Raw genomic sequence first — 22929 nt, forward strand, 5'->3', positions numbered from 1 at the left:
GTGCGGGGACGCGGGTTGCTGGTGGCGAGCGTGCTCGGCGCGCTGGTCGTGACGGTCGTGACGACCGCCGTGCTGGTCCTGGTCGACCCGAGGCAGCCGAAGGCGGAGGCGATCAAGACCGGTGGGCTGGCCGGCGGCTCGATCATCGCCCTGTACGCGCTGTGGCTCAACGACCGGCGGCGACGCGTCGAGGAGGCGCGGCACGAGCTGGAGAGCGAGAAGGTCGCCGACGAGCGGTTCGCACGGGCCGTCGAGCTGCTGGGCAACGAGGCCGACCAGGTCAGGGTGGGTGCGATGCACGTGCTCGCGGGCCTGGCGAACACCACGCCCCGGTACAAGCAGACCGTGCTCAGCGTCCTGTGCGCCTACCTGCGGCGGCCGTTCGAGCACGCGGCCCTCGAGAAGAAGCCGGAAGACCCGGAGCAGGCCTACCTCGGCAAGAAGCGCGACGTGACGCCGGAGCAGGACCACGAGATGACCGTCCGGATGACCGCCCAGCGGCTCATCACGGACCTGCTGCCCTGGGGCGACGACCCGGACCCGACGCCGTACCAGGTGGACCTGACCGGCGCGAAGCTCGTGCACCTCCGGCTGGAGGGGCGCCGGTTCGGCAGGCTGGTCGCCCGGCGCGCGCAGTTCTACGGGATCACGCAGTTCAACGAGGCGGTGCTGAGCAAGCCCGCGCTGTTCTCCGGCGCCACGTTCCACGGCCGGGTGACCTTCCGGGACGGGAGGTTCGCCGGCGGCATCTCGTTCCAGGACACCACGTTCGACGGCGAGGTCAACGTCACCGGGGCGAAGGTCGGCACCTTCCTGCACTCGTCGCCCGAACCGCCGCGGCCGCAGGTCGGCGAGCTCGAAGTGCTGGCGGGGACGGCGTTCCGCAACGACCCGGTCGGCTGGCGGCTAACCGGCGACGGGCAGCCCCCGGCCCGCCTCCAGGACCATGTCCAGCAGGACTGACGCGGCGGCGCTCACCGTCGGCGCGGTGACCACGGCGGTCTCCGCGGTCGGCGCGTCGACCAGCTCCACGAACTTCGCCCTGGTCTGCTTCGCCGCGAACGAGGCGGGCACCAGGGCCACGCCGAGCCCGAAGCCGACGAAGTCGAGCAGCGAGTGCACGTCGTTGACCTCGACCGCGACCTTCCGGTCCACGCCGGCGGTGGCCAGCGCGCGGTCCACGTCGTCGCGCGTCCCCCAGTCGGGGTTGAAGTCCACGAACGGCTGACCGGCCAGCTCGGCGAGCCGCACCGACTCGCGTTCAGCGAACGGCAGCTCCGGCGCGCACGCCAGCACCAGCGGCTCGCTGGACAGCGTGGCCGGCTTGAGGTCGTCGGCCGCCCGGCCGGACGTGACGAACGCGAGGTCCAGCCGTCCGGCGCGGACCAGGTCGACCAGTTCGCCCGAGCCCGCCTGGCGCAGCCGCAGGTCCACGCCGGGGTGCAGCTCGTGGAACCGGGCCAGCACGGCGGGCAGGTGCACGGCGTGCAGGCACTGGATGCTGCCCACGGCCAGCGTGCCGCGCAGCAGCCCCTGCACGGCGGCCACCGCGTCACGCGCCGCGTCGATCGTGCCGAGCACGCGCCTCGCCTCGACCAGCAGCGCCCGGCCGGCCTGGGTCAGCTCGACCTGGCGGGTGCTGCGCACGAACAGCGGCGCGCCCAGTTCGACCTCGAGCGCCCGGATCGACGCGGAAAGACCCGATTGGGCGACGTGCATGCGCCGGGCGGCGCGGGTGAAGTGGCACTCCTCGGCCACGGCCACGAAGTACTCGAGCTGCCGGAGTTCCACGATTCATCACCCGAACTGCTGAATTGCATCAGCTTCTTCTGTTGGACAGCTTAATGCCTACCCCCCAAGCTGGTGATGCACAACTGCGACACACGGAGGTCGAACAATGCTGACTCGCCGAATCGGGGGAGTCGAGGTCAGCGCCATCGGCTTGGGCGCGATGCCGATGTCGCTGGAAGGCCGGCCCGATCGCACCCAGGCGATCGAGACCATCCGCACCGCGCTCGACAAGGGCGTGACGCTGATCGACACCGCGGACGCCTACTCGGCCGACGACCGCGACTTCGGGCACAACGAGGAGCTGATCGCCGAGGCGCTGAAGGGCGTGGACGGCGTCATGGTCGCCACGAAGGGCGGCCACACCCGCACGTCCGGCGGCGGCTGGGAGGTCGACGGGCGGCCCGAGTACCTGAAGGCCGCGTGCGAGGCGTCGTTGCGCAGGCTCGGCGTGGACGCCATCGACCTCTACCAGTTCCACCGGCCCGACCCGGAGGTGCCGACCTCCGAGTCGGTCGGCGCGCTGGCCGAGCTGCTGGACGCGGGCAAGATCAAGCTCGCGGGCGTGTCCAACTTCGACCCGGCGCAGATCCGGGAGGCCAACGAGATCCTGGGTGGCCGGCTGGCGAGCGTGCAGAACCAGTTCTCGCCGGCGTTCCGCTCCAGCGAGCCGGAGCTGGAGCTGTGCGCCGAGCTGGACATCGCGTTCCTGCCGTGGAGCCCGTTGGGCGGCATGAGCGCGGCGGGCGAGCTGGGCGAGCGGTTCACCGCGTTCGCCGAGATCGGCCGCGAGCACGGCGTCAGCCCGCAGCAGGTGTGCCTGGCGTGGATGCTCGCCAAGGCGCCGCAGGTCGTGCCGATCCCGGGTTCGTCGCGGCCGGCGAGCATCTCGGATTCGGCCGACGCGGTGCACCTGCGGCTGTCGGAAGAGGAGCTGAAGCGCCTGGACGGGTGACGTCCTGCGGATGCGGCGGGGGACGTCCGGCCTGACGATCTAGGCCGGACGTACCAGCACTGCCGACCGAATGGGGGCGTTGATGGCGCCACACACCCGCCTGCGCACCTTGATCACCCGACTGGGTGCCGTCACGATCACGTTGGCGATCGCCCAGGTGCCCGTCGCCGAAGCGCTGCCCGAAGGGTCCGCGGACCACTACGCGGGCTCGCAGATCGCGAAGCACGAGGGCCGGGACCGCACCGCGCGGCAACGGCCGCGGACCGCGGGTTCCGTGCCGGGCATGGACGTCAGCAGCCATCAGGGTGACGTCGACTGGGCGAAGGCCTGGGCGGACGGTGCGCGGTTCGCCTACGTCAAGGCGACCGAGGGCACCGGCTACCGCAACCCGAACTTCACCCAGCAGTACAACGGGTCCTACCACGTCGGCATGATCCGCGGCGCGTACCACTTCGCGCTACCGGACCGGTCCGCCGGCGCCACCCAGGCCGACTTCTTCGCCTCCAACGGCGGCGGCTGGTCCCGCGACGGCAAGACCCTGCCCGGCGCGGTCGACCTGGAGTACAACCCGTACGGCGACACGTGCTACGGCTTGGACCAGGCCGCGATGGGCGCGTGGGTGCGGGCGTTCAGCGACCGCCTGGTCCAGCGCACCGGCAGGCACCCCACCATCTACACGTCCACGAGCTGGTGGAACCGGTGCGTCGGCGAGGCGGACCGGTTCGGCGACACGAGCCCGCTGTGGGTGGCGCACTACGCCGACGTGCTCGGACCCCTGCCGCACGGGTGGGACTACGAGACGATCTGGCAGTGGCGGGCGGCCGGGCTGTTCCCCGGCGACCAGAACCTCTTCAACGGCAACGACGACCAGTTGCACCGGGTCGCCCTGGGATGACCGGGCGTTGCTCCGTTTTCGTGACTAATTCACATGAACCCTGGTGAACAGGTTAGAGGTGCAGCACACTGCCCATCGAGTCAACTCCCTGCACTGGCTCAAGGAGTCCCCGATGAAGAACATCGCACGCTCTGCCACCGCCCTCCTGACCAGCATCGGACTGGCGGTGCTCGGGTTAGCGGGCACCGCGCAGGCCGCACCCGTCGTCGAAGACCACGCCATGGGCTCGCAGATCGCCAAGCACGAAGGCGGCGGCGGCCGGCGCATCGCCATCCCGACCGACCCGAGCGCCCAGGCCGTCGTGTACGGCATCGACGTCAGCGGGCACCAGGGCAACGTCGACTGGAACTACTGGTGGGGCCAGGGCAAGCGGTTCGCCTACGTCAAGGCCACCGAGAGCACCACCTACCGCAACCCGTACTTCGCCCAGCAGTACAACGGGTCCTACAACGTCGGCATGATCCGCGGCGCGTACCACTTCGCGCTACCGGACCGGTCCGCCGGCGCCACCCAGGCCGACTTCTTCGTCAACAACGGCGGCGGCTGGTCCCGGGACGGCAAGACCCTGCCCGGCGCGCTGGACATGGAGTACAACCCCTACGGCTCCACCTGCTACGGGCTGTCCAAGGCGAGCATGACCGCGTGGATCAAGTCGTTCAGCGACCGCTACCACGCCCGCACCGGCCGCTGGCCCGTCATCTACACGTCCACCAGCTGGTGGAACCAGTGCGTGAGCGGCGACTTCAGCTCCACCAACCCGCTGTGGGTCGCGCGCTACTCGTCCACCGTCGGCACCCTGCCGTACGCGTGGCCGTTCTACACGTTCTGGCAGTACTCGTCCTCACCGATCGACCAGAACCAGTTCAACGGCGCCTACGACCGGCTCCAGGCCCTGGCCAACGGCTGATCACGAGGTGGCCGGCCGGGTCCTCCCCGGCCGGCCACCCCCCGCTCAGTCGAACAGCGCCGGGAGGGTGCCCTCCCAGGCTTCGCGCAGCTCGGCCAGCGGCAGCGAGCCCAGCTCCTGGATCTCCAGGGCGTCGGACTCCGGGTCCACCACGCCGACCTTGCGCCACGGCAGGCCGCGCGCGGTGCACATGTCGGTGAACCGCAGCTCCTCCGTGCGCGGCACGGCCACCAGCACGCGGGCCGTCGACTCGCTGAACAGCTCGGTGAACAGGTCGCCCTCGAGGAACACGCGGGCACCGACCTCGCCGATCAGGCACGTCTCCACCAGCGCCTGCGCCAGGCCGCCATCGGACAGGTCGTGCGCGGCGGACAGCATGCCGTCCCGCGAACCCGCCACCAGCACCTCGCCCAGCAGCTTCTCCCGCGCCAGGTCCACCTCCGGCGGCAGGCCGCCCAGGTGCCCGTGCACGACGTGCGCCCACTCCGAGCCGCCGAACTCCGCGCGCGTCTCGCCGAGCAGCAGCAGCGTCTCGCCCGCCTCCGCGCCGATCCCGGTCGGGATGCGGCGGCGGACGTCGTCGATCACGCCCAGCACGCCCACGACCGGCGTCGGCAGGATCGCCGTCGAACCGGTCTGGTTGTAGAAGCTGACGTTGCCGCCGGTCACCGGGATGCCCAGCGCGACGCACCCGTCCGCGAGGCCCTTCACGGCCCGCTCGAACTGCCACATCACCGCCGGGTCCTCCGGCGAGCCGAAGTTCAGGCAGTTCGTGACCGCGACCGGGGTCGCGCCCGTGGTCGCCACGTTCCGGTACGCCTCGGCCAGCGCCAGCTGCGCGCCCGCGTACGGGTCGAGCTTGGTGTAGCGGCCGTTGCAGTCCGTGGACAGCGCCACGCCCCGGTGGGTCGACTCGTCGATCCGGATCATCCCCGAGTCGGCGGGCTGCGCGAGCACCGTGCCGCCGCGCACGTACCGGTCGTACTGCTGGGTGACCCACCGCTTCGACGCCAGGTTGGGCGACGCGGCCATCGTCTTGACCAGGTCGAGCAGCTCGTCCCGCGCCGGCTTCGGCAGCCGGTCCGGGGTGTCGGCCTGCAGCGCGTCCTGGTCGGCCGGGCGCTCGATCGGCCGGTTGTACACCGGGCCCTCGTGCGCCACCGTGCGCGGCGGCACGTCCAGCACGACCTCGTCGTGCCACGTGATCACCAGCCGGTCGCCCTCGGTGACCTCGCCGATCTCGGTCGCGATGACGTCCCACTTGCGGCAGACCGCCATGAACGCGTCCAGGTCCTCCGGCCGCACGACCGCGCACATGCGCTCCTGCGACTCGCTGGACAGGATCTCCGCCGGCGTCATGCCCGTGGCGCGCAGCGGCACCCGGTCCAGGTAGACGTGCATGCCGCCGTCACCGGCACTGGCCAGCTCCGACGTCGCGCACGCCAGGCCCGCGCCGCCCAGGTCCTGGATGCCGACCACGATGCGCTGCGCGAACAGCTCCAGGCAGCACTCGATCAGCACCTTCTCGGTGAACGGGTCGCCGACCTGCACGCTGGGCAGCTTCTTGCGCTTGCCCGCACCCGCCGAGTCGTCGAACGTCTCGCTGGCCAGCACCGACACGCCGCCGATGCCGTCCAGGCCCGTGCGGGCGCCGAACAGGATGACCTTGTTGCCGGTGCCCGAGGCGTGCGCCAGGTGCAGGTCCTCGACCCGCATCGCACCCACGCACAGGGCGTTGACCAGCGGGTTGCCCGCGTAGGTCGCGTCGAACACGACCTCGCCGCCGATGTTGGGCAGGCCGAGGCAGTTGCCGTAGCCGCCGACGCCGGCCACGATGCCCGGCAGCACGCGGCGGGTGTCCGGCGCGTCGGCCGGGCCGAACCGCAGCGGGTCCATCACGGCCAGCGGACGCGCGCCCATCGCCAGGATGTCGCGCACGATGCCACCCACACCCGTCGCCGCGCCCTGGTACGGCTCGACGTAGGACGGGTGGTTGTGGCTCTCGGCCTTGAACGTGATCGCCCAGCCGTCGCCGATGTCGACCACGCCCGCGTTCTCGCCGATGCCCGCGAGCATCTTCGCGCGCATCTCGTCGGTGGTCGTGTCGGAGAAGTACTTCAGGTGCACCTTGGACGACTTGTAGGAGCAGTGCTCGCTCCACATCACCGAGTACATGGCCAGCTCGGCGTCCGTGGGGCGGCGGCCCAGGATCTCCTTGATGCGGGCGTACTCGTCGTCCTTCAGGCCCAGCTCCTTGTAGGGCTGCTCCTGGTCGGGCGTGTTCTCCGCGTTCTTGACGGTGTCGACGGTCATCAGGCCTTCACCACCGAGTCGACGAGGGACAGGAACATGCCGAGGCCGTCGTCGGTCGGCCCGGTGAGCGCGTCGATCGCGTGCTCCGGGTGCGGCATCAGGCCGACGACCCGGCCGTTGGCGCTGGTGATGCCCGCGATGTTGTTGCGCGAGCCGTTCGGGTTCTCGCCGACGTAGCGGAACACCACGCGGCCCTCGCCCTCCAGCTCGTCCAAAGTGGACTGGTCGGCCTGGTAGCCGCCCTCACCGGACTTCAGCGGGACGAGGATCTCCGCGCCCTGGTCGTACCGGGTGGTCCAGGCGGTGGCGTTGTTCTCCACCTTCAGCCACTGGTCGCGGCACACGAAGTGCAGCTTGTGGTTGCGGATCAGCGCGCCGGGCAGCAGGTGCGCCTCGCAGAGGATCTGGAAGCCGTTGCAGATGCCGAGGACCGGCATGCCCTTCTTCGCCGCGTCGACCACTTCCTGCATGACCGGGGCGAACCGGGCGATCGCGCCGCAGCGCAGGTAGTCGCCGTAGGAGAACCCACCGGGCACGATGACCGCGTCCACGTCCTTCAGGTCGTGGTCGGCGTGCCAGAGCTTGACCGCTTCCCCACCCGCGTACCGGACCGCGCGCTCGGCGTCGACGTCGTCCAGCGTGCCGGGGAACGTGATGACCCCGACCCTCATGCCTCGACCCGCCTCACGACCCAGTCCTCGATCACGGGGTTGGCGAGGAAGGTCTCGGCGATCTTGGCGAGCGTGGCGTCGTCGACGTCGTCGGCGACCTCCAGCTCGAAGTGCTTGCCCTGGCGGACAGAGGTGATTCCGTCGAACCCGAGACGGGGCAGCGCGTTGGCCACCGCCTGTCCTTGCGGGTCGAGGATTTCGGGCTTCGGCATGACGTCGACGACGACTCGGGCCACGACAGGCTGCTCCAAGCTAGGAGGGCTGGCGGTACTCGCAGAGCCTACCTGACCAGGGTGTTCATCAACTTCGCACGTGGTGGGCAGCACACGTTCACCTGGGATCACCCGATCGTGACAAGGTCGTTTCGACGGTTTCTTGCTAATCTGATCTCGCCAAGGCCCCGTAGGCCGAGGAAGTGGGCCCAGCCAACGTCCGGACGGTCGGCGGCTGGGTTTCGCGCTTTCTAGGGTTCGTGGTCGAGCTTGACGACCCGCACAACGGTCCCCATCGCCCGACGCGCCCAGTCACCTCCTGCACCGTGCGACCACGCGACCGCGTCGGGGATCCAGAGCAGCGGCTCCGAGGTGCTGAGCAAGTGCTCGTAGGCAAGTTGCGACGCCCGCGGGTACTTGCCCAGGGACGTCCGCATCGTGCGGTCGTCGAGAATGTCCCGATCTTCGCGAGTGTCGAGGACGAGGCGGTTGACATCCAAGTCGAGCATGTCGGCGGTCAACCGGGCGAGGCAATCCTGGCGCGCCGCTTCCGCATCGCGCGAGAAGGCCCGTTGGTAGATGCGCACCCGAGCTCCACCCTCCGCCAGCCGCGCGAGAATCAACCGGCGCCGTTGCTGTGTCTCCTTCTTGAAGTGCAGTTCCCGCTGCCCGGGCAGGAGGAGTCCGCGCAACAGGGTGCGCAGCGGACGCAGCTCCGCCGGTGCCACCACGGCGGCAGCGAGGAAGTACTGGTGGTTGCGCTGAGATTCGTCGACAAAAGCATGCACGCTCACGGCCGAATATCGACACTTGACCGTTGCCGCTGGAACAATTCCCTCCGAACGTGTGTCGACTCGCCCCAGTGGTCCAATTTCGAGGCGGATTCACCCGTCGAGAATTGGGTTCCCGGTGCGGCACTTCGCCAAGATTGGAACAGCCGAGGCCCCGTAGGCCGAGGAAGCGGGCCCAGCCGACGTCCGGACGGTCGGCGGACGTGCTCGCGCCTTTTTCAGCCCGGTAGGGCGTTCGCTATGGGCGGACGTGGTGGCGGGGGACGGGTCGGCACCGCAGGGTGGGGATCATGCGCATCCTGGTGCTCGGTGGGACGGTGTTCCTCAGCAAGGCGACAGCGGCCGAAGCGGTGCGGCGGGGGCACGAGGTGGTCTGCGCGGCACGGGGGGAGTCCGGGCGGGTGCCGGACGGGGCCGTGCTGGTGCCGGTGGACCGGGATGTCGACCTGGGGCCGTTGGAGGGTGCGCACTTCGACGCGGTGGTGGACGTGGCGAAGATGTCGGTCACGTGGGTCCGCCGGGCGTTGAGAGCGGTGACCGCGGACCACTGGACGTTCGTCTCCAGCTGCTCGGTCTACGCCGACCACTCCGTCCCCGGCACGACGGCCACGCTGGACCCGCTGGAGGACGACCCCGACGCGCCGATGTCCTCCGAGCGCTACGGCGCGGTCAAAGTCGCCGGTGAGCACGCCGTCCTCGACGCCATCGGCGACCGCGCCTTCATCGTCCGCGCCGGCCTCATCACCGGCCCCGGCGACCCGAGCGACCGGTTCGGCTACTGGCCCAACCGGCTGTCCCGGGGTGGCCGGGTGGCCGTCCCCGACGCGCCCGACCAGCCCGCGCAGCACGTCGACGTGCGCGACCTCGCCGCCTGGATCGTGGACGCGGCCGAGCGGCGCACCACCGGCACCTACGACGCGATCGGCCCCGCTAACCCGTTGTCGCTGGTCCTGGGCGAGATCGCGGGCGCGGTGGCGCCGCCGGGCACGGTACTGGTCCGCATCCCCGAGCCCGCCCTCCAGCGGCACGGCGTCGAGCCGTGGATGGGTGCGAAGTCCCTGCCGCTGTGGCTGCCGCCGTCGCACCGGGCGATGATGTTCCGCGACGCGGGTCCCGCGCTGGCGGCGGGACTGCGGGTCCGACCCACGGCCGAGACGGCGGTGGACGCGTTGGCGTACGAGCAGGCCCTCGGCCTGGACCGCACCCGACGTGCGGGACTGCCGCCGGGCGTGGAGGACGCGCTGCTGCACGACGTGGGGTGAGCGGCGCCGCAGAGAGGAGCACCCGCATGCTGATCTCCCACTTCGGGCACTCGTGCCTGCTGGTCGACACGGGCGCGGCCCGGCTGCTGTTCGACCCCGGCGTGTACTCGTCGGGCTTCGAGGTGCTCGAAGGGCTCGACGCGATCCTGGTCACCCACGAGCACCGCGACCACGTCGACCCGGGCGCGCTGGCCGCCGTCCGCGCGGCCAACCCCGGCGCACGCCTGATCGCGCCGTTCGACCTGGAGGGCGCCGAGATCGTCAATCCAGGTGACGCGCTGGAGTTCGGCGGCACGGCCGTCACGGTCGTCGACGCGCCCCACGAGGTCATCCACGACCGGATCGAACTGCCGGTCAACGTCGGCTACCTGGTCGACCACGGCGCGTTCTACCACCCCGGCGACTCGCTGACCGTGCCCGGGCAGCGCGTCGACGTCCTCGGCCTGCCCACCGCCGCGCCGTGGATGAAGGTCTCCGACGCGGCGGACTTCCTGGCGAAGGTCGGCCCGCGCAAGGCGGTGCCGATCCACGAGGCGATCCTGGCCCGGACGGAGGTCTTCTACCGCGTCCTGGTCGGCACCGCGCCCGAAGGCGTCGAGGTCGTCGTGCTGCCGCGCGGCGAAGCGGTCGAGCTGTAGGTCGCGGGCGACGCGCCGTGGTGCAGGGCCAGGTCGACGGCCTCCAGCACGGCCTCGCGCGGCCCGAGCCGGTCCAGGTCGGCCGCGTCCACGCCGATCCGCACGAGCCCGCCGCGCCGTGCCGCCCGGCCGACGCTGAGCAGGTAGCTCCAGTGCTCGGTGACCATCCGCACCCGGCCGGCCCGCGTGGCGCCGGTGCGCAGGTCGCGCACGCCCACCATGTCGGCGCACACCGCGAACCGGTGCCGGCGCAGCGCGACCAGCGTGCCGGGTGACGCGAGCCACGACGGCGGCGCGAACACCTCCGTGGCCAGGCCCAGCCGCTCCAGGCCGGCCCGGGCGGCGACCAGCCGCAGGCCGGCTTCGTGCGCGGGCAGCGCGGCGAACTCGGCCCGGCGGCGCAGCGACACGGCCCTGCGGGTCGGGTCCGGCTGGTGGTCGAAACCGTGCAGGACCAGCGCGTCACCGGCAGCCACGCGGCGGCGCACCCAGCTCAACGCCTCACCGGGCACGGCCTTGCGCGGCGCGAGGAGCAGCGACAACGGCACCCGCCGCCGGTCCAGTTCGTCGGCGAGGTCGGCGCACCGGGCGAGCGTGCTCGGCCCGATGCCGGACAGCGAAACCACGAGTTCGGCGACCATGACACCCAGTGCGCCTCACCGGCGTGTCGCCCGCTCTAAGACGAGGTGACGCCCGGGTGCGGAGCCGGCGAACTATTCCGCGCCCGTCTCGTCGGGGCTGGGCCAGTCCGCGAACGAACGGCCGGTGATCAGCTCGTACGCCTCGACGTATCGGGACCGGGTGGCGGCGACGACGTCGTCGGGCAGAGGTGGCGGCGGGGTGTCGGACGCCCGGTCCCAGCCGGAGGCGGGCGAGGTCAACCAGTCGCGCACGTACTGCTTGTCGAACGACGGCTGCACGCGCCCCGGCGCGTACCCCTCCAGCGGCCAGTACCGCGACGAGTCCGGCGTCAGCACCTCGTCGCCGAGCACCAGCGTCCCCGACCGGTCCAGCCCGAACTCGAACTTCGTGTCCGCCAGGACCACGCCGCGCGACCGGGCGAACTCCCGTGCCGCGCCGTAGACCTCCAGCGTGGCGTCACGCAGCCGGGCCGCCAACGGGGCACCGACCTCCGCCTCGACGTGCGCGAACGACACGTTCTCGTCGTGCGCGCCGAGCTCGGCCTTGGTCGCCGGGGTGAAGATCGGCGGCACCAGCTCCGAGGCCTCCACCAGCCCGGACGGCAGCTCCACCCCGCACACCGACCCGGTCTGCCGGTACTCGGCCATCCCCGACCCGGTCAGGTAGCCGCGCGCCACGCACTCCACCTGGACCATCTCCAGCCGCCGCACCAGCAGCGCCCGGCCGCGCACCTCGGCGGGGATGCGCGGGTCGTCCCACGCCACCAGGTGGTTGGGCACCAGGTCCGCGAACTTCTCGAACCAGAACACGCTCATCGCGGTGAGCACCCGCCCCTTGTCCGGGATCTGGGTGGTCAGCACGTGGTCGAAGGCGGAGATCCGGTCGGACGCCACGAACAGCAGCAGGTCGTCGTCCACCTCGTGGACCTGACGGACCTTGCCTTCGGCGACCTGCCGGTAGTCGGCGAGCTTGGGCACGGCCGAAGCCTACTTGCCCGGAGCTCTCGGGCTGCTCTTCCCACCTGCGGCAAGATTCAGCGCATGCGTGCACCCGGACTGATACTCACCGTGACCGCCCTGCTCGCGGTCGCCTGCGCCCCCGCGGACGAGGCACCGCCACCGACCAACCAGGTCGACGGCGTGGCCTGCACGAAGGACAAGCTGCCCACGCTCACCCCGGGCAAGATCACCTTCGGCACGGACCAACCGGTGTACGAGCCCTGGTTCGTGGACGACGACCCGACCAACGGCAAGGGCTTCGAGTCCGCGATCGCCTACGCGCTGGCCGAGGAGCTGGGCTACGCGAAGACCGACGTGGTGTGGACCCGGGTGCCGTTCAACGCGGCCATCCAGCCGGGCAAGAAGACCTACGACATGGACCTGAACGAGTTCTCCATCACCGAGGAGCGCAAGCAGGCCGTCGACTTCTCCGCGCCGTACTACGACGTGGACCAGGCCGTGATCACGCTGAACACGTCCAAGGCCGCGTCGGTGAAGACGCTGGCCGAGCTCAAGAAGGTCAAGATCGGCGCGCAGGTCGGCACGACCAGCTTCGACGCCGCCGAGCGGCTGCAGCCGGAGCAGGACGTCGCGGTCTACAACACCAACGACGACGGCAAGGCCGCGCTGCGCGCCGGGCAGATCGACGCGCTGGTGGTCGACCTGCCGACCGCGTTCTACATCACGAGCGCGGAGCTGGAGGAAGGCCTGATCATCGGGCAGATCCCGGCGGGCGACGGCAAGCCCGAGCAGTTCGGCATCGTGCTGGACAAGGGCAGCCCGCTCACCCCGTGCGTGTCCACGGCGGTGGAGAACCTGCGCGCCGACGGCTCGCTGGCCAGGATCGAGCAGGAGTGGCTGTCCTCCGCGGGCAGCGCACCCGAACTGAAGTGACGAGCGAGCTGCAACGGGAGCGCCTGGCCTACAAGCGCTCCCGTTCGCGGCGGTCCACGCTGGTGGCGCTGCTGTCGACCGCCGTGTTCGCCGCGGCGGTCGGCGTCACCGTCGCCCGCGCGCCGGGCTGGCCACGCGTGCGGCAGTCGTTCTTCAACGTGGAGATCGCCTGGCGGTCGCTGCCCGCGATCCTGGAGGGCCTCTGGCTGAACCTGCGCGTGCTGGCCGTGTGCGGTGTGCTGATCGTGGTGTTCGCGCTGGTCGTGGCCGTGTTGCGGACGTTGCGCGGCCCGGTGTGGTTCCCGCTGCGCGTGCTGGCGACGGTGTACGTGGACCTGTTCCGCGGCATGCCGTTGATCATCCTGCTGTACCTGGTCGGGTTTGGCCTGCCCGCGTTGCGGCTCACCGGCGTGCCGAACGACTTCGTGGTGCTGGGCGGGGCGGCGCTCGTGCTCGCGTACACCGCGTTCGTGGCCGAGGTCTTCCGCGCCGGGATCGAATCGGTGCACCCGTCGCAGGTGGCGGCGGCCCGGTCGCTCGGTCTCGGCCGGCGCGAGACCATGCGGCTGGTGGTGCTGCCGCAGGCCGTGCGGCGGGTCATGCCCGCGCTGCTGAACGACTTCGTCTCGCTGCAGAAGGACTGCGGGCTGATCTCGGTGCTCGGCGCGGTGGACGCGGTGCGCGCGGCGCAGATCGAGCAGGCGCGGGCGTTCAACTTCACCCCGTACGTGGTGGCGGGGCTGCTGTTCGTGCTGCTCGCGGTGCCCACGGCGCGGTTCGCCGACGCGCTGGGCCGCCGGGTGGAGCGCCGTCAGGGGGGACGATGACCGAACCGGTGCTCAGCGTGCGCGGTGTGGTGAAGCGCTACGGCGACCACACCGTGCTGGACGGGATCAGCCTCGACGTGCGCGAGCACGAGGTGGTCACCGTGATCGGGTCGTCGGGTTCGGGCAAGTCGACGCTGCTGCGCTGCGTGAACCTGCTCGAGGAGCTGGACGACGGGCAGGTGCTGCTCGACGGCGTCGACGTGTCCGACCCGCGGGTGGACGCCGACGTGGCGCGGCGCGGCATGGGCATCGTGTTCCAGGCGTTCAACCTGTTCCCGCACATGACCGTGCTGGACAACGTCACGCTGGCGCCGCGCGTGGTGCACCGCGTGCCGCGGGAGGAGGCCGAGCGCAACGCCCTCGACCTGCTCGACCGGGTCGGCCTCGCGGACCGGGCGGGCGGCTACCCCGAGCAGCTGTCCGGCGGGCAGCAGCAGCGGGTGGCGATCGCGCGGGCGTTGGCCTACTCGCCGCGGTTGCTGCTGCTGGACGAGATCACCAGCGCGTTGGACCCGGAGTTGGTGGGGGAGGTGCTGGCGCTGGTCAGGGAGCTGGCGGAGGCGGGCCGGACGATCCTGATGGCCACCCACGAGATGGGCTTCGCCCGGCAGGTCGCCGACCGGGTGGTGTTCCTCGACGGCGGCAGGCTGGTCGAGTCGGGGCCGCCCGAACAGGTGCTCGGCGAGCCCGTGCACCCGCGCACCCGGCAGTTCCTGCGGCGGATCATCGACGCGGGCCGCCTTTAGGCCGCTCGGGAGACGCCACTTGGGGTATCGGACGGGTGACCCCTACTCTGCTTGGCGTGGTCCATCGGAAGGCATTTGTGGCACCTGTCGCGGCGAGCGGTGGGCTGCTCCTGCTGCTGCTCACGGGTGCCTGCGCGAAGCCGTCGGCGAGCCCGGAGCCGGTGGTGCTCCCGACGATCTCCAGTTCGGCGCCGGTGACCTCGATCCCGGCGGTGGCCAACATCTCGGTGCAGCCGGGGACGACCACCACCACCCCGCCGCCACCAACCACGGTCGCCGCCACCACCGAGCCGCCGCCACCACCTCCGCCCGTGCAGGTCCAGCCCCAGCCGGAGCCGCCGGCCGAGCCGACGACGACACCGCCCCGGTTCGACCAGGTGGCCCTGGAGGGCTTCCCGTGCGACGAGGAGGGCGCCACGGCGGTCGACCCGACCGGCCGCGACCTGGTGTGCGAGCGCACCCGCCGCGGCCGCCTGGTCTGGGATAAGGCCTAAAGGATGGGCTCGGGGACGTAGCCGGCGGCGGCCGGGTACTTCGCCAACACGTCCTCCACCTGCGCCACCACGTCCGCGACCTGCTGCTCGGCCACGCCGGTGAACGACAGGCGGTCGGCCAGCAGGGCGTCCAGGGCGGCGCGGTCCAGCGGCAGGCGGTCGTCGGCGGCCAGCCGGTCCAGCAGGTCGTTCTCGGCCAGGCCCTGCTCGCGCATGGCCAGCGCCACCGCGACCGCGTGCTCCTTGATCGCCTCGTGCGCGGTCTCCCGGCCGACACCCGCGCGCACCGCCGCCATCAGCACCTTCGTGGTGGCCAGGAACGGCAGGTAGCGGTCCAGCTCGCGGGCGACGACGGCCGGGTACGCGCCGAACTCGTCCAGCACCGTGATGAACGTCTCCAGCAGCCCGTCGAAGGCGAAGAACGCGTCCGGCAGCGCCACCCGGCGCACCACCGAGCACGACACGTCACCCTCGTTCCACTGGTCGCCGGACAGCTCACCGACCATGGACAGGTAGCCGCGCAGGATGACCGCGAAGCCGTTGACCCGTTCGCACGACCGGGTGTTCATCTTGTGCGGCATCGCGCTGGAGCCGACCTGGCCCGCCTTGAAGCCCTCGGTGACCAGCTCGTGGCCCGCCATCAGCCGAATCGTCTTGGCCAGCGAGGACGGCCCCGCCGCCAGCTGCACGAGGGTGGACACGACGTCGAAGTCCAGCGACCGCGGGTAGACCTGGCCGACGCTGGTCAGCACGGTGGTGAAGCCCAGGTGGCCCGCCACGCCGCGCTCCAGCTCCACCAGCTTGTCCCGGTCGCCGCCGAGCAGGTCGAGCATGTCCTGGGCGGTGCCGACCGGGCCCTTGACGCCGCGCAGCGGGTAGCGGGCGATCAGCTCGTCCAGCCGGCGGAACGCCACCAGCAGCTCGTCCGCGGCCGTGGCGAAGCGCTTGCCGAGCGTGGTGGCCTGGGCCGCGACGTTGTGCGAACGGCCCGCGAGCACCAGGTCGGTGTGCTCGGCGGCACGGCGGGCGAGGCGGGCCAGGACGGCGGCCGTCTTGCCGCGCACGTGCTCCAGCGAGCGCAGCACCTGCAGCTGCTCGACGTTCTCGGTGAGGTCGCGCGAGGTCATGCCCTTGTGCACGTGCTCGTGCCCGGCCAGGGCGTTGAACTCCTCGATGCGCGCCTTCACGTCGTGCCGGGTGACGCGCTCGCGCTCGGCGATCGAGGCCAGGTCGACCTGCTCGACCACCCGCTCGTAGTCCTCGACGGCCTCGGCCGGCACGTCGAGGCCCAGCTCTGCCTGCGCCTTCAGCACAGCGAGCCACAGCCGCCGTTCGAGCACGATCTTGTGCTCGGCGGACCACAGCGTGGCCAGCTCGGTGGAGGCGTAGCGACCGGCGAGGACATTGGCGATGCGGGGCTTGACCGTCACGTGACCAGCTTATTTCGGCGTGGCGGACGACCGGACGCCGGGGAGCGTCAGGGCACGGCCAGGTTCGGGTCGGTGGCCAGCGCCACCAGCTGGTCGACCGTCAGCGCGACGTCCGGCAGCTCCGAGCCCCGCCCCGGGTCGTACCCGTAGGCGGTGACCTGCACCACCGAACCGTCCACGCGCAAGTGCGCCACCGCGCGCGACACGACCACCTTCGAGGCCGGATCACCGGTCACGCCGGTCGCGAGCAGGGTGCCGTCCTTGCGCGACTGCGGGTCGTCGCACTCGACCTCGGCGCAGAACCGGGCGAGGTGTTCCCGCCCCGAAGGCGCGATCAACCTCACCACCGCCCCGCTCGGACCGGTGCCGTCGATGAACCGCACGACCGCGCTGAAGTGCCGCGGATCGGCGTCACGCACCTCGTTGACCTGGACCTCGGTCACCTTCGCCCCCGGCACCACCTCGGGGAACCGCCCGGTCAGGTAACCCGAGAGGAACGACCTGACGCCGGTCGTGGGTTCCGCCGTGGTGGGCGGCGGCGGCACGGTCGTCGCCGACAGCGGTTCGGGCCGGGAGGACAGCACCGCCGGGGACGGCGCGGTGGTCAGCACCGACCCGCTCGCCGCGTCGACCGCCATCCTCCGGTCCAGCACGCCGGGCAGGGCCAGCACCGTGCCGGTGAGCGCGAGCGTCACCACCGCCACGGCCACCAGCGCGCGCCGCCGCCTGCGCGCGTCCTGCGCCCGCCGGATCAGCTCGTCGGGGTCGAAGTTCAACGGCGGCTCGTCACCGACCGCGGCCTGAAGGCCTTCCCGCAGGTCTGCCTCGCTCACGACGCCACCACCGCCCCTCGCTCCAGTTCCTCGACCGCCACCCGCAACGCCACGAGCCCGCGCGCGGTCTGGCTCTTCACCGTGCCCTCGGTGCACCCCATCGCCACCGCGACCTCGCTCACCGAGAGGTCCTCGAAGTACCGCAGCACCAGCACGGCCCGCTGGCGCGGCGGCACCCGCAGCAGCGCCGCGTGCACCAGGTCGCGCGCCCACAGCCGCTCGCCGGTCAGGTCCGGGTCGGCGGCCGTGTCGGCGACGTCCGGCACCTCGCCGTCCCGCTGCTCGGCCCGCCGCCACGGTCTGCGCTTCTCGTCCAGCCACGTGCGCAGCAGCACCTTGCGGGCGTACCCGGACGGGGTGTCGCGCCACTCGATCCGGTGCCACGCCTGGTACAGCTTGAGCAGGCTGGCCTGCATCAGGTCCTCGGCCGTGTGCCAGTCGCCGCAGAACAGGTAAGCGGTGCGCCGCAACGACGCGGCGTGGCTCACCGCGAACTCGCGGAAGCCCTGCTCCTCGGCCTTGCGCATGCGTTCCGATCCCCTTCCGCGCCCCCACCCCTCTTCACGCGGCGGGCGTCAGCGGGGTTGCATCGCCTTGCGCAGCATCCGGCGGGCCGCCGCCCTGGGGTCCGGGCTGATCTCGATGAGCGCGTTCACCACGGCGCCGTCGACCAGCGCGATCAGCTCTTCCACGCGTTCCCGGCTGACCGGTTGACCGGCCCGGGTGAAGATGTCGAACAGCAGGGCGTGCAGCTCGCCGGACATCCTGCGCATCAACGGCCGCAGGTAGGGCCGCCTGCCCGTGGCTACCAGGCGTTCGTAGCGCAGCAGCACGGCTTCGGCGTCGCGGTCGCCGGACGGCCCGAGCAGCAGGTCGAGCACGAGTTCGACGAACGCGTCGCCGCCGCACTCGCGCGGGTCCAGCTCGTCCAGCCTGGCCTTGCCGTAGGCCAGCTCGGCGTTGCCCTGGAACTCCAGGGCCGCGGTCACCAGCTCTTCCAGCGAGTCGAAGTAGTACGTGGTGGAGGCCAGCGGCAGGCCCGCGCGCTCGGCGACGGCGCGGTGCCGGATCGCGTCGAAGCCGCCGTCGACCAGGAGGTCGGCGGCGGCTTCGACCAGCGCCTGGCGCCGGCGTTCGCCCTTCGGCGTTGCGGCTGTCATTGCAGGAAAGGTACTAGTGCCCGCCACCGGCCAGGTTGAGGCCGATGACACCGCTGACGATGAGGCCGATGGAGACCAGCTTGATCGTGCTCACGCCGTCGCCGAGCCAGATCATGCCGATGACGGCGGTGAGCGCCGCGCCGATCCCGGTCCACACCGCGTAGGCCGGTCCGGCGGGCAGCTGCTTCATCGCCCACGCCAGGCCGGCGAAGCTGATCAGCGCGAACACCGCGAACACCACGGACCACCACAGCCTGCTGAAGCCGTCCGAGAGCTTCAGCGCGACGGCCCAGCCCGCCTCGAAGAAGCCGGACACGATGAGCACGGCCCACGCCATGACGACCACCTCCCCAATCTGGCACTAGCGTACCAAATTAGTGGTACGCGAGTACCAGAGCGACGGGTGATCCGGCTCTCCGCGACTCAGGACCTGGCCGCGAGCCGTTCGGCCAGCTCAGCCAGCCTGTCGGCCAGCGGCGGCTCGACTGAACCCTCCTCCGGCCGGCTGAGCACGTACAGCTCCCGGCCATCCGGCGTCTTCGCGCTCGCGTACGCGTCCGTGCGGTCCGGCACCAGCCCGGTCGCGCCGGCCGGCACGACCACCACCGACACGGTGCCGTAGACGTCACCGGCGCGCACGAGGAAGCTCGCACCCCGCGCGTCGGGCGGGCAGTCGGCCGCGGCGGGCGCGGCCTGGCCAGCGTTGGCGACCGAGAGCTCGTCGGCGAGGGCGACGGCGAGCTCCCGGTCCACCTCAACGCACCCGCGTTGGGCGCTGCCGGCCGCCGTGCGGCCGGCACTCCCCGGTGGCTCGTCCCCCTGCGTAGACGGGTCATCGGGGATGCTCTTGGGCGGCATTCCACCGCTGCGCTCCGGTACCGCGTCCTTCGACAGGACCTCCGGCTCGCCCGCGCTGAAAGGTGTGACGTTAGGGGACGAAGCGTCCTGAGCGGAACCCGCCACGCTGTGATCACCGCTCGTGCCCGACCCGAGGACGCCGGCGACCACCACGCCACCGAACACGAGGACGAGCGCCAGGGCGGAACCCACGGCGACGGACGACCTGCGCCGCGCGGTCGCGCGGGCCGAAGCCGACCGCACCGCGTCCACGTCGAAGGACGGGGGCGGCGCGTCACTGGCCGCGTCGCGGAACAGCTCGGAGAGCTTCTGCTCGTCCACCTACCTCCTCCTCCCGCTCACGACGCCGGCCGCAAGTCGTCGATCGTGTCGCCCAACGCCTCGCGGAGGGCTTCCAGCCCCCTGGAGGTCTGGCTCTTCACGGTGCCCTCGGAACACCCCAACGCCTCGGCCGCCGCCGCCACGTCCAGGCCCTCCAGGAACCTGAGCACGAGCACCGCCCGCTGCCTGGGTGGCACCCGCCGCAAGCCCGCGACCAGCGCCTCGCGCGTCGCCACCGCGTCCGCGACCTCGCCGTCACCCGAGGGCGTCTCCGGGACCTCGTCCACGAAGCGCTCCCGCCGCCACGGCCGCCGGGACTCGTCGATCACCGCGCGCACCAGGGTCCGGCGGACGTAGGCGTCCAGGGCCTGCTTGTCCCGGACCTTGCGCCACCTGCGGTGCAACGCGACGAACGCGGTCTGCGCGAAGTCGTCCGCCCGGTGCCAGTCACCACAGAGCAGGAACGCCGTTCGGCGCACGGCCTCCCGGCGAGCCACGAAGTACTCCGCGAACTCCTGCTCGTCGCGCTGATCCACGCGGACTCTCTCCGCTCGTCGTGCTTGCACTTACCGGACGGAACCGGTGCCGCACACGGTTGCACGCCGGTTCACCGAGACTTGCGTCACCCCCATCGTGGTACCGCCGACGCGGCTGGGTCAGGGCTTGCCCGGTGTGATGTGATCCATTCGTGACCCAGCTCTCGCCACTCGACTTCCGCTCCGACACCGTCACCCAGCCGGACGAGGCCATGAGACTGGCCATGTCCGGTGCCGAGGTCGCCGACGACGTGCTCGACCACGACCCCACCATGCGGCAGCTCGAGGAGCGCGTCGCGGAGCTGCTGGGCGTGGAAGCGGCGCTGTGGGTGCCGTCCGGGTCGATGGGCAACCTGATCGCGCTGACCGTGCACCTGCGGCCCGGCGACCGGTTCCTCGCACCGCGCGGCGCCCACGTGCTCGACAACGAGCTGGGCACGGCGGCGTGGATCGCGGGCGGGATGCCGCACCCGCTGGAGCACGACGCGGGGCCCGGTCGGGCGTCACCCGACGCGGTGCGTGCGGCGGCGGGGACGTCCGGGCCGTACTACACGCTGCGCACCACGCTCTTGTGCCTGGAGAACACGCACAACGCCGCCGGTGGGGCCGTGACGCAGCCCGACGAGCACGCGCTGCTGGTGTCGGCGGCCCGGGAGACCGGCCTGCGGGTGCACCTGGACGGCGCCCGGTTGTGGAACGCGGCCGTGGCGCTGGGCCTGCCGCCCGCCGCGTTGACGGTCGGGGTGGACACGGTGCAGGTGTGCCTGTCGAAGGGTCTCGGCGCGCCGGTCGGGTCGGTGGTGGCCGGGTCGTCGTCGTTCGTCACCGAGGCGCGGCGGGTGCGCAAGATGCTCGGCGGCGGTGTCCGGCAGGGTGGGGTGCTGGCCGCCGCGGGGCTGGTGGGGCTGGGCCGCATCGACGACCTGGCGCAGGACCACGCGAACGCCCGCAGGTTGGCGCGCGGGCTGGCCGAGCTGGGCTGGCAGGTGGACGAGCCGGAGACCAACATCGTGCTGGCGGGCGTGCCGGACCTGGAGGTGACGTTGACCGGGCTGCGGCACCTGGGCGTGTTCGCCGGGCCGATGGCGGGCAAGGTGCGGTTCGTGCTGCACCGCGACGTGGGCGCGGACGACGTGGCCGAGGCGTTGCGCCGGATCGGGTCGGCGAGCTGACGTGCGCTGGGTGGTGTTCGACTACGGCGAGGTGATCAGCGAGCCCAGCGGCGAGCTGCCGGCGCTGGCCGCGCTGCTCGGGGTGCCGGTCGAGGACTTCTCGGCCGGGTACTGGGCCGCGCGGCACGACTACGACGCCGGTCAGCCCGACCTGGAGTACTGGCGTGCGGTCGGTGCGGCGGTGGGCGTGCCGGTGGACGAGGCGCTGGCCCGGCGGCTGACCGAGCTGGACGTGCGCGGGTGGCTGCGGCCCGTGCCCGCGGTGGTGGAGCTGGTGGCGGAGCTGGCGTCGGCCGGTGTGCCGCTGGCGCTGCTGTCGAACGCGCCCGTGTCGATGGCGCGGACGGCCGAGCGGCAGCCGTGGACCGCGCACTTCCGGCACCTGGTGTTCTCCGGTGATCTGGGCGTGGCCAAGCCGGACCCGCGGATCTTCGCCGCGTTGGCGGAGCGGATCGGGGCGCGGCCCGCGGACTGCGTGTTCTTCGACGACCGGCAGGTCAACGTGGACGCCGCGGTCACGGCCGGGCTGCGAGGCGTGCGGTGGCGGGGTGCCGCGCACGCGCGGGAGGTGCTCGGGGTCTAGCCCCCGGTGTCGGCCCTGGCCGCGCGCAGTTCCGCGCGCAGCTCGGCCAGCTCCGCGCGGACCAGGCGCAGCTCGGCCGCCGTCGCCTGCTCGGCCTCGGCGACCGAGTCCTCGACCCCGCTGAGCCGTTGGACCAGCCAGGACGCGATCGTGCCGGTGATGACACCCAGCAGGGCGATGCCGCCGATCATCAGCAGCGCGGCGACCAGGCGGCCCTCCCACGTGACGGGGTAGCGGTCGCCGTAGCCGACGGTGGAGATCGTGGTGAGCGTCCACCACGCGGCGTCGCCGAAGGTGGTGATGGAGGCGTCCGGGTGGTGGCGTTCGGCGTCCAGCACGGCCAGGGAGGCGCACAGGCTGACCAGGACCGTGACGCCCGCGGCGTAGACGCCCACCTTCTGCCGGAACTTGCCCGCGAACCGCTTGTTGAGCACCTTGAGGACGGTGATCAGCCGCAGCACGCGCAGCTGGCGGACCATCGGCAGCAGGACCGCGAGCAGGTCGAACAGGTGGTTGACGAAGAACTTCCGCTTGTCGACGGCGAGCTTGAAGCGCGCGGCGTAGTCCAGCGCGAAGACGAGCCAGACCAGCCAGAGGACGACCTCCAGCACGGTGTGCAGGCCGGCCGTCGAGCGGTTGTCGAGGACCTGCCAGGCGTAGGCCACCACGAAGAGGGTGGCCAGGCCCGTCAGCGGCCACTCGGCGCGGCGCTCCCACTGGGCGAGTCGGCGTTCATCGGTCTCGAACACCGACCCATGGTGCGGGTCGGCTCGGCGTTTTTCCAGCTCGTCGGGACAACTGCCAGGTCGTCAGGGCCCCTTGATGCCCTTCGGGCGCTTGTTGCTCTTGATCGCGCCGTACGCGGCCGTGCCCAGGAAGAGCACGCCACCGATCACCGCGAGCCAGAAGACGCCCTCGATCACGGCGCCGAGCACGGTGATCACGAGCCAGGCCGCGAGCAGCCACAGGATTATCCGGACCATGTCACCCGAACGACTGGACC

At 71.7% G+C, this 22929-nt stretch carries 28 protein-coding genes; 12 read left to right on the forward strand and 16 right to left on the reverse strand.

The window, feature by feature from the left end:
* Positions 1 to 963 carry a pentapeptide repeat-containing protein gene (locus tag B0I31_RS14960; protein WP_106616012.1) on the forward strand — a complete coding sequence of 321 codons (963 nt, stop codon included), beginning with the start codon at positions 1 to 3 and terminating at the stop codon, positions 961 to 963.
* Here the strand turns inward: B0I31_RS14960 and B0I31_RS14965 are convergent.
* Positions 907 to 1791, reverse strand: coding sequence for a LysR family transcriptional regulator (locus B0I31_RS14965; RefSeq protein WP_106616013.1), 885 nt, complete (start codon positions 1789 to 1791; stop codon positions 907 to 909). The two genes, B0I31_RS14960 and B0I31_RS14965, sit on opposite strands and share 57 nt — an antisense overlap.
* Positions 1792 to 1897: 106 nt before the next feature.
* Here B0I31_RS14965 and B0I31_RS14970 point away from each other — a divergent pair, with 106 nt between their 5' ends.
* From B0I31_RS14970 to B0I31_RS14980, 3 genes are all read left to right on the forward strand, one after another.
* Complete coding sequence (locus tag B0I31_RS14970; RefSeq protein ID WP_106616014.1) at positions 1898 to 2743, forward strand: aldo/keto reductase; 846 nt, start codon at positions 1898 to 1900, stop codon at positions 2741 to 2743.
* Between the two features lie 82 nt (positions 2744 to 2825).
* Positions 2826 to 3638 carry a lysozyme gene (locus B0I31_RS14975; RefSeq protein ID WP_245949938.1) on the forward strand — a complete coding sequence of 271 codons (813 nt, stop codon included), beginning with the start codon at positions 2826 to 2828 and terminating at the stop codon, positions 3636 to 3638.
* 112 nt (positions 3639 to 3750) lie between these two features.
* The gene (locus tag B0I31_RS14980; protein ID WP_106616016.1) at positions 3751 to 4545 is read left to right on the forward strand and encodes a lysozyme; all 795 of its coding nucleotides are present in this window, start codon (positions 3751 to 3753) and stop codon (positions 4543 to 4545) included.
* A 45-nt stretch (positions 4546 to 4590) separates the two neighbouring features.
* Here the strand turns inward: B0I31_RS14980 and purL are convergent, their stop codons facing one another.
* The 4 genes from purL to B0I31_RS15000 form a co-directional block, all read right to left on the reverse strand.
* The gene (gene purL / locus B0I31_RS14985) at positions 4591 to 6858 is read right to left on the reverse strand and encodes a phosphoribosylformylglycinamidine synthase subunit PurL (protein WP_106616017.1); all 2268 of its coding nucleotides are present in this window, start codon (positions 6856 to 6858) and stop codon (positions 4591 to 4593) included.
* Complete coding sequence (gene purQ, locus B0I31_RS14990; RefSeq protein WP_106616018.1) at positions 6858 to 7529, reverse strand: phosphoribosylformylglycinamidine synthase subunit PurQ; 672 nt, start codon at positions 7527 to 7529, stop codon at positions 6858 to 6860. The genes purL and purQ overlap by 1 nt, the downstream gene beginning before the upstream one ends.
* Entirely contained in the window at positions 7526 to 7765 is a 240-nt protein-coding gene (gene purS / locus B0I31_RS14995) for a phosphoribosylformylglycinamidine synthase subunit PurS (protein ID WP_033428368.1), read from the reverse strand. Before purS ends, purQ begins: the two co-directional genes overlap by 4 nt.
* A 227-nt stretch (positions 7766 to 7992) precedes the next feature.
* Positions 7993 to 8535 carry a hypothetical protein gene (locus tag B0I31_RS15000; RefSeq protein ID WP_106616019.1) on the reverse strand — a complete coding sequence of 181 codons (543 nt, stop codon included), beginning with the start codon at positions 8533 to 8535 and terminating at the stop codon, positions 7993 to 7995.
* A 287-nt stretch (positions 8536 to 8822) separates the two neighbouring features.
* Between B0I31_RS15000 and B0I31_RS15005 the strand changes: the two genes are divergently transcribed.
* Positions 8823 to 9794 carry an NAD-dependent epimerase/dehydratase family protein gene (locus B0I31_RS15005; protein ID WP_106616536.1) on the forward strand — a complete coding sequence of 324 codons (972 nt, stop codon included), beginning with the start codon at positions 8823 to 8825 and terminating at the stop codon, positions 9792 to 9794.
* 26 nt (positions 9795 to 9820) lie between these two features.
* On the forward strand, positions 9821 to 10432 hold the full coding sequence (locus B0I31_RS15010; RefSeq protein WP_106616020.1) for an MBL fold metallo-hydrolase: 612 nt from the start codon (positions 9821 to 9823) through the stop codon (positions 10430 to 10432).
* Here the strand turns inward: B0I31_RS15010 and B0I31_RS15015 are convergent.
* Positions 10354 to 11073, reverse strand: coding sequence for a DUF2334 domain-containing protein (locus B0I31_RS15015; RefSeq protein WP_106616021.1), 720 nt, complete (start codon positions 11071 to 11073; stop codon positions 10354 to 10356). The genes B0I31_RS15010 and B0I31_RS15015 overlap by 79 nt on opposite strands.
* A gap of 72 nt (positions 11074 to 11145) precedes the next feature.
* Positions 11146 to 12051, reverse strand: a complete 906-nt coding sequence (locus tag B0I31_RS15020) for a phosphoribosylaminoimidazolesuccinocarboxamide synthase (RefSeq protein WP_106616022.1) — start codon at positions 12049 to 12051, stop codon at positions 11146 to 11148.
* A 63-nt stretch (positions 12052 to 12114) separates the two neighbouring features.
* Here B0I31_RS15020 and B0I31_RS15025 point away from each other — a divergent pair, with 63 nt between their 5' ends.
* Genes B0I31_RS15025 through B0I31_RS15040 form a run of 4 tightly spaced genes read left to right on the forward strand, consistent with a single transcriptional unit; the run spans position 12115 to position 15033 of the window.
* Positions 12115 to 12966, forward strand: coding sequence for an ABC transporter substrate-binding protein (locus tag B0I31_RS15025; RefSeq protein WP_106616023.1), 852 nt, complete (start codon positions 12115 to 12117; stop codon positions 12964 to 12966).
* On the forward strand, positions 12963 to 13793 hold the full coding sequence (locus B0I31_RS15030) for an amino acid ABC transporter permease (RefSeq protein WP_219910730.1): 831 nt from the start codon (positions 12963 to 12965) through the stop codon (positions 13791 to 13793). The genes B0I31_RS15025 and B0I31_RS15030 overlap by 4 nt, the downstream gene beginning before the upstream one ends.
* Complete coding sequence (locus B0I31_RS15035; RefSeq protein ID WP_106616025.1) at positions 13790 to 14539, forward strand: amino acid ABC transporter ATP-binding protein; 750 nt, start codon at positions 13790 to 13792, stop codon at positions 14537 to 14539. The genes B0I31_RS15030 and B0I31_RS15035 overlap by 4 nt, the downstream gene beginning before the upstream one ends.
* Positions 14540 to 14595: 56 nt before the next feature.
* The gene (locus B0I31_RS15040; protein ID WP_146173851.1) at positions 14596 to 15033 is read left to right on the forward strand and encodes a hypothetical protein; all 438 of its coding nucleotides are present in this window, start codon (positions 14596 to 14598) and stop codon (positions 15031 to 15033) included.
* On the opposite strand, the gene purB is transcribed toward B0I31_RS15040, so the two are convergent.
* The 7 genes from purB to B0I31_RS15075 form a co-directional block, all read right to left on the reverse strand.
* Positions 15030 to 16463 (reverse strand): adenylosuccinate lyase, encoded by a 1434-nt coding sequence (gene purB, locus B0I31_RS15045; RefSeq protein WP_106616027.1) that lies wholly within the window; start codon positions 16461 to 16463, stop codon positions 15030 to 15032. The two genes, B0I31_RS15040 and purB, sit on opposite strands and share 4 nt — an antisense overlap.
* Positions 16464 to 16510: 47 nt before the next feature.
* Entirely contained in the window at positions 16511 to 17296 is a 786-nt protein-coding gene (locus tag B0I31_RS15050) for a hypothetical protein (RefSeq protein WP_106616028.1), read from the reverse strand.
* A complete protein-coding gene (locus B0I31_RS15055) occupies positions 17293 to 17823 on the reverse strand; it encodes an RNA polymerase sigma factor (RefSeq protein WP_106616029.1) in 531 nt (176 codons plus the stop codon). The genes B0I31_RS15050 and B0I31_RS15055 overlap by 4 nt, the downstream gene beginning before the upstream one ends.
* Before the next feature lie 48 nt (positions 17824 to 17871).
* Positions 17872 to 18456: a TetR/AcrR family transcriptional regulator gene (locus B0I31_RS15060; RefSeq protein ID WP_106616030.1), complete on the reverse strand. Its 585-nt coding sequence runs from the start codon at positions 18454 to 18456 to the stop codon at positions 17872 to 17874.
* Between the two features lie 13 nt (positions 18457 to 18469).
* Positions 18470 to 18793: a DMT family transporter gene (locus tag B0I31_RS15065; protein WP_106616031.1), complete on the reverse strand. Its 324-nt coding sequence runs from the start codon at positions 18791 to 18793 to the stop codon at positions 18470 to 18472.
* Positions 18794 to 18879: 86 nt separating this feature from the next.
* A complete protein-coding gene (locus B0I31_RS15070; RefSeq protein ID WP_106616032.1) occupies positions 18880 to 19635 on the reverse strand; it encodes an SH3 domain-containing protein in 756 nt (251 codons plus the stop codon).
* Positions 19636 to 19652: 17 nt separating this feature from the next.
* Positions 19653 to 20171 (reverse strand): SigE family RNA polymerase sigma factor, encoded by a 519-nt coding sequence (locus B0I31_RS15075; RefSeq protein WP_073886176.1) that lies wholly within the window; start codon positions 20169 to 20171, stop codon positions 19653 to 19655.
* Positions 20172 to 20323: 152 nt separating this feature from the next.
* Here B0I31_RS15075 and B0I31_RS15080 point away from each other — a divergent pair, with 152 nt between their 5' ends.
* Together B0I31_RS15080 and B0I31_RS15085 are read left to right on the forward strand one after the other, a co-directional pair.
* Entirely contained in the window at positions 20324 to 21343 is a 1020-nt protein-coding gene (locus B0I31_RS15080) for a threonine aldolase family protein (protein ID WP_106616033.1), read from the forward strand.
* A 1-nt stretch (position 21344) separates the two neighbouring features.
* Positions 21345 to 21926, forward strand: a complete 582-nt coding sequence (locus tag B0I31_RS15085) for an HAD family hydrolase (RefSeq protein ID WP_106616034.1) — start codon at positions 21345 to 21347, stop codon at positions 21924 to 21926.
* Here the strand turns inward: B0I31_RS15085 and B0I31_RS15090 are convergent.
* Together B0I31_RS15090 and B0I31_RS40620 are read right to left on the reverse strand one after the other, a co-directional pair.
* Positions 21923 to 22675 carry a potassium channel family protein gene (locus tag B0I31_RS15090; protein WP_106616035.1) on the reverse strand — a complete coding sequence of 251 codons (753 nt, stop codon included), beginning with the start codon at positions 22673 to 22675 and terminating at the stop codon, positions 21923 to 21925. The genes B0I31_RS15085 and B0I31_RS15090 overlap by 4 nt on opposite strands.
* Positions 22676 to 22735: 60 nt before the next feature.
* Positions 22736 to 22909, reverse strand: a complete 174-nt coding sequence (locus tag B0I31_RS40620; RefSeq protein ID WP_181320179.1) for a hypothetical protein — start codon at positions 22907 to 22909, stop codon at positions 22736 to 22738.
* Positions 22910 to 22929 lie beyond the last annotated feature (20 nt).

This window comes from Saccharothrix carnea (assembly GCF_003014735.1).
Classification (GTDB): Bacteria; Actinomycetota; Actinomycetes; order Mycobacteriales; family Pseudonocardiaceae; genus Actinosynnema; species Actinosynnema carneum.

Bases quoted from the DNA above. Each gene is read 5' to 3' on its own strand.
- B0I31_RS14975 (WP_245949938.1), top strand. From the start codon at position 2,826: ATGGCGCCACACACCCGCCTGCGCACCTTGATCACCCGACTGGGTGCC.
- B0I31_RS15005 (WP_106616536.1), top strand. From the start codon at position 8,823: ATGCGCATCCTGGTGCTCGGTGGGACGGTGTTCCTCAGCAAGGCGACA.
- B0I31_RS15015 (WP_106616021.1), bottom strand. From the start codon at position 11,073: ATGGTCGCCGAACTCGTGGTTTCGCTGTCCGGCATCGGGCCGAGCACG.
- B0I31_RS15035 (WP_106616025.1), top strand. From the start codon at position 13,790: ATGACCGAACCGGTGCTCAGCGTGCGCGGTGTGGTGAAGCGCTACGGC.
- B0I31_RS15055 (WP_106616029.1), bottom strand. From the start codon at position 17,823: ATGCGCAAGGCCGAGGAGCAGGGCTTCCGCGAGTTCGCGGTGAGCCAC.
- purL (WP_106616017.1), bottom strand. From the start codon at position 6,858: ATGACCGTCGACACCGTCAAGAACGCGGAGAACACGCCCGACCAGGAG.
- purQ (WP_106616018.1), bottom strand. From the start codon at position 7,529: ATGAGGGTCGGGGTCATCACGTTCCCCGGCACGCTGGACGACGTCGAC.
- B0I31_RS15025 (WP_106616023.1), top strand. From the start codon at position 12,115: ATGCGTGCACCCGGACTGATACTCACCGTGACCGCCCTGCTCGCGGTC.
- B0I31_RS15060 (WP_106616030.1), bottom strand. From the start codon at position 18,456: ATGACAGCCGCAACGCCGAAGGGCGAACGCCGGCGCCAGGCGCTGGTC.
- B0I31_RS14970 (WP_106616014.1), top strand. From the start codon at position 1,898: ATGCTGACTCGCCGAATCGGGGGAGTCGAGGTCAGCGCCATCGGCTTG.
- B0I31_RS15065 (WP_106616031.1), bottom strand. From the start codon at position 18,793: ATGGCGTGGGCCGTGCTCATCGTGTCCGGCTTCTTCGAGGCGGGCTGG.
- B0I31_RS15010 (WP_106616020.1), top strand. From the start codon at position 9,821: ATGCTGATCTCCCACTTCGGGCACTCGTGCCTGCTGGTCGACACGGGC.
- B0I31_RS40620 (WP_181320179.1), bottom strand. From the start codon at position 22,909: ATGGTCCGGATAATCCTGTGGCTGCTCGCGGCCTGGCTCGTGATCACC.
- B0I31_RS14980 (WP_106616016.1), top strand. From the start codon at position 3,751: ATGAAGAACATCGCACGCTCTGCCACCGCCCTCCTGACCAGCATCGGA.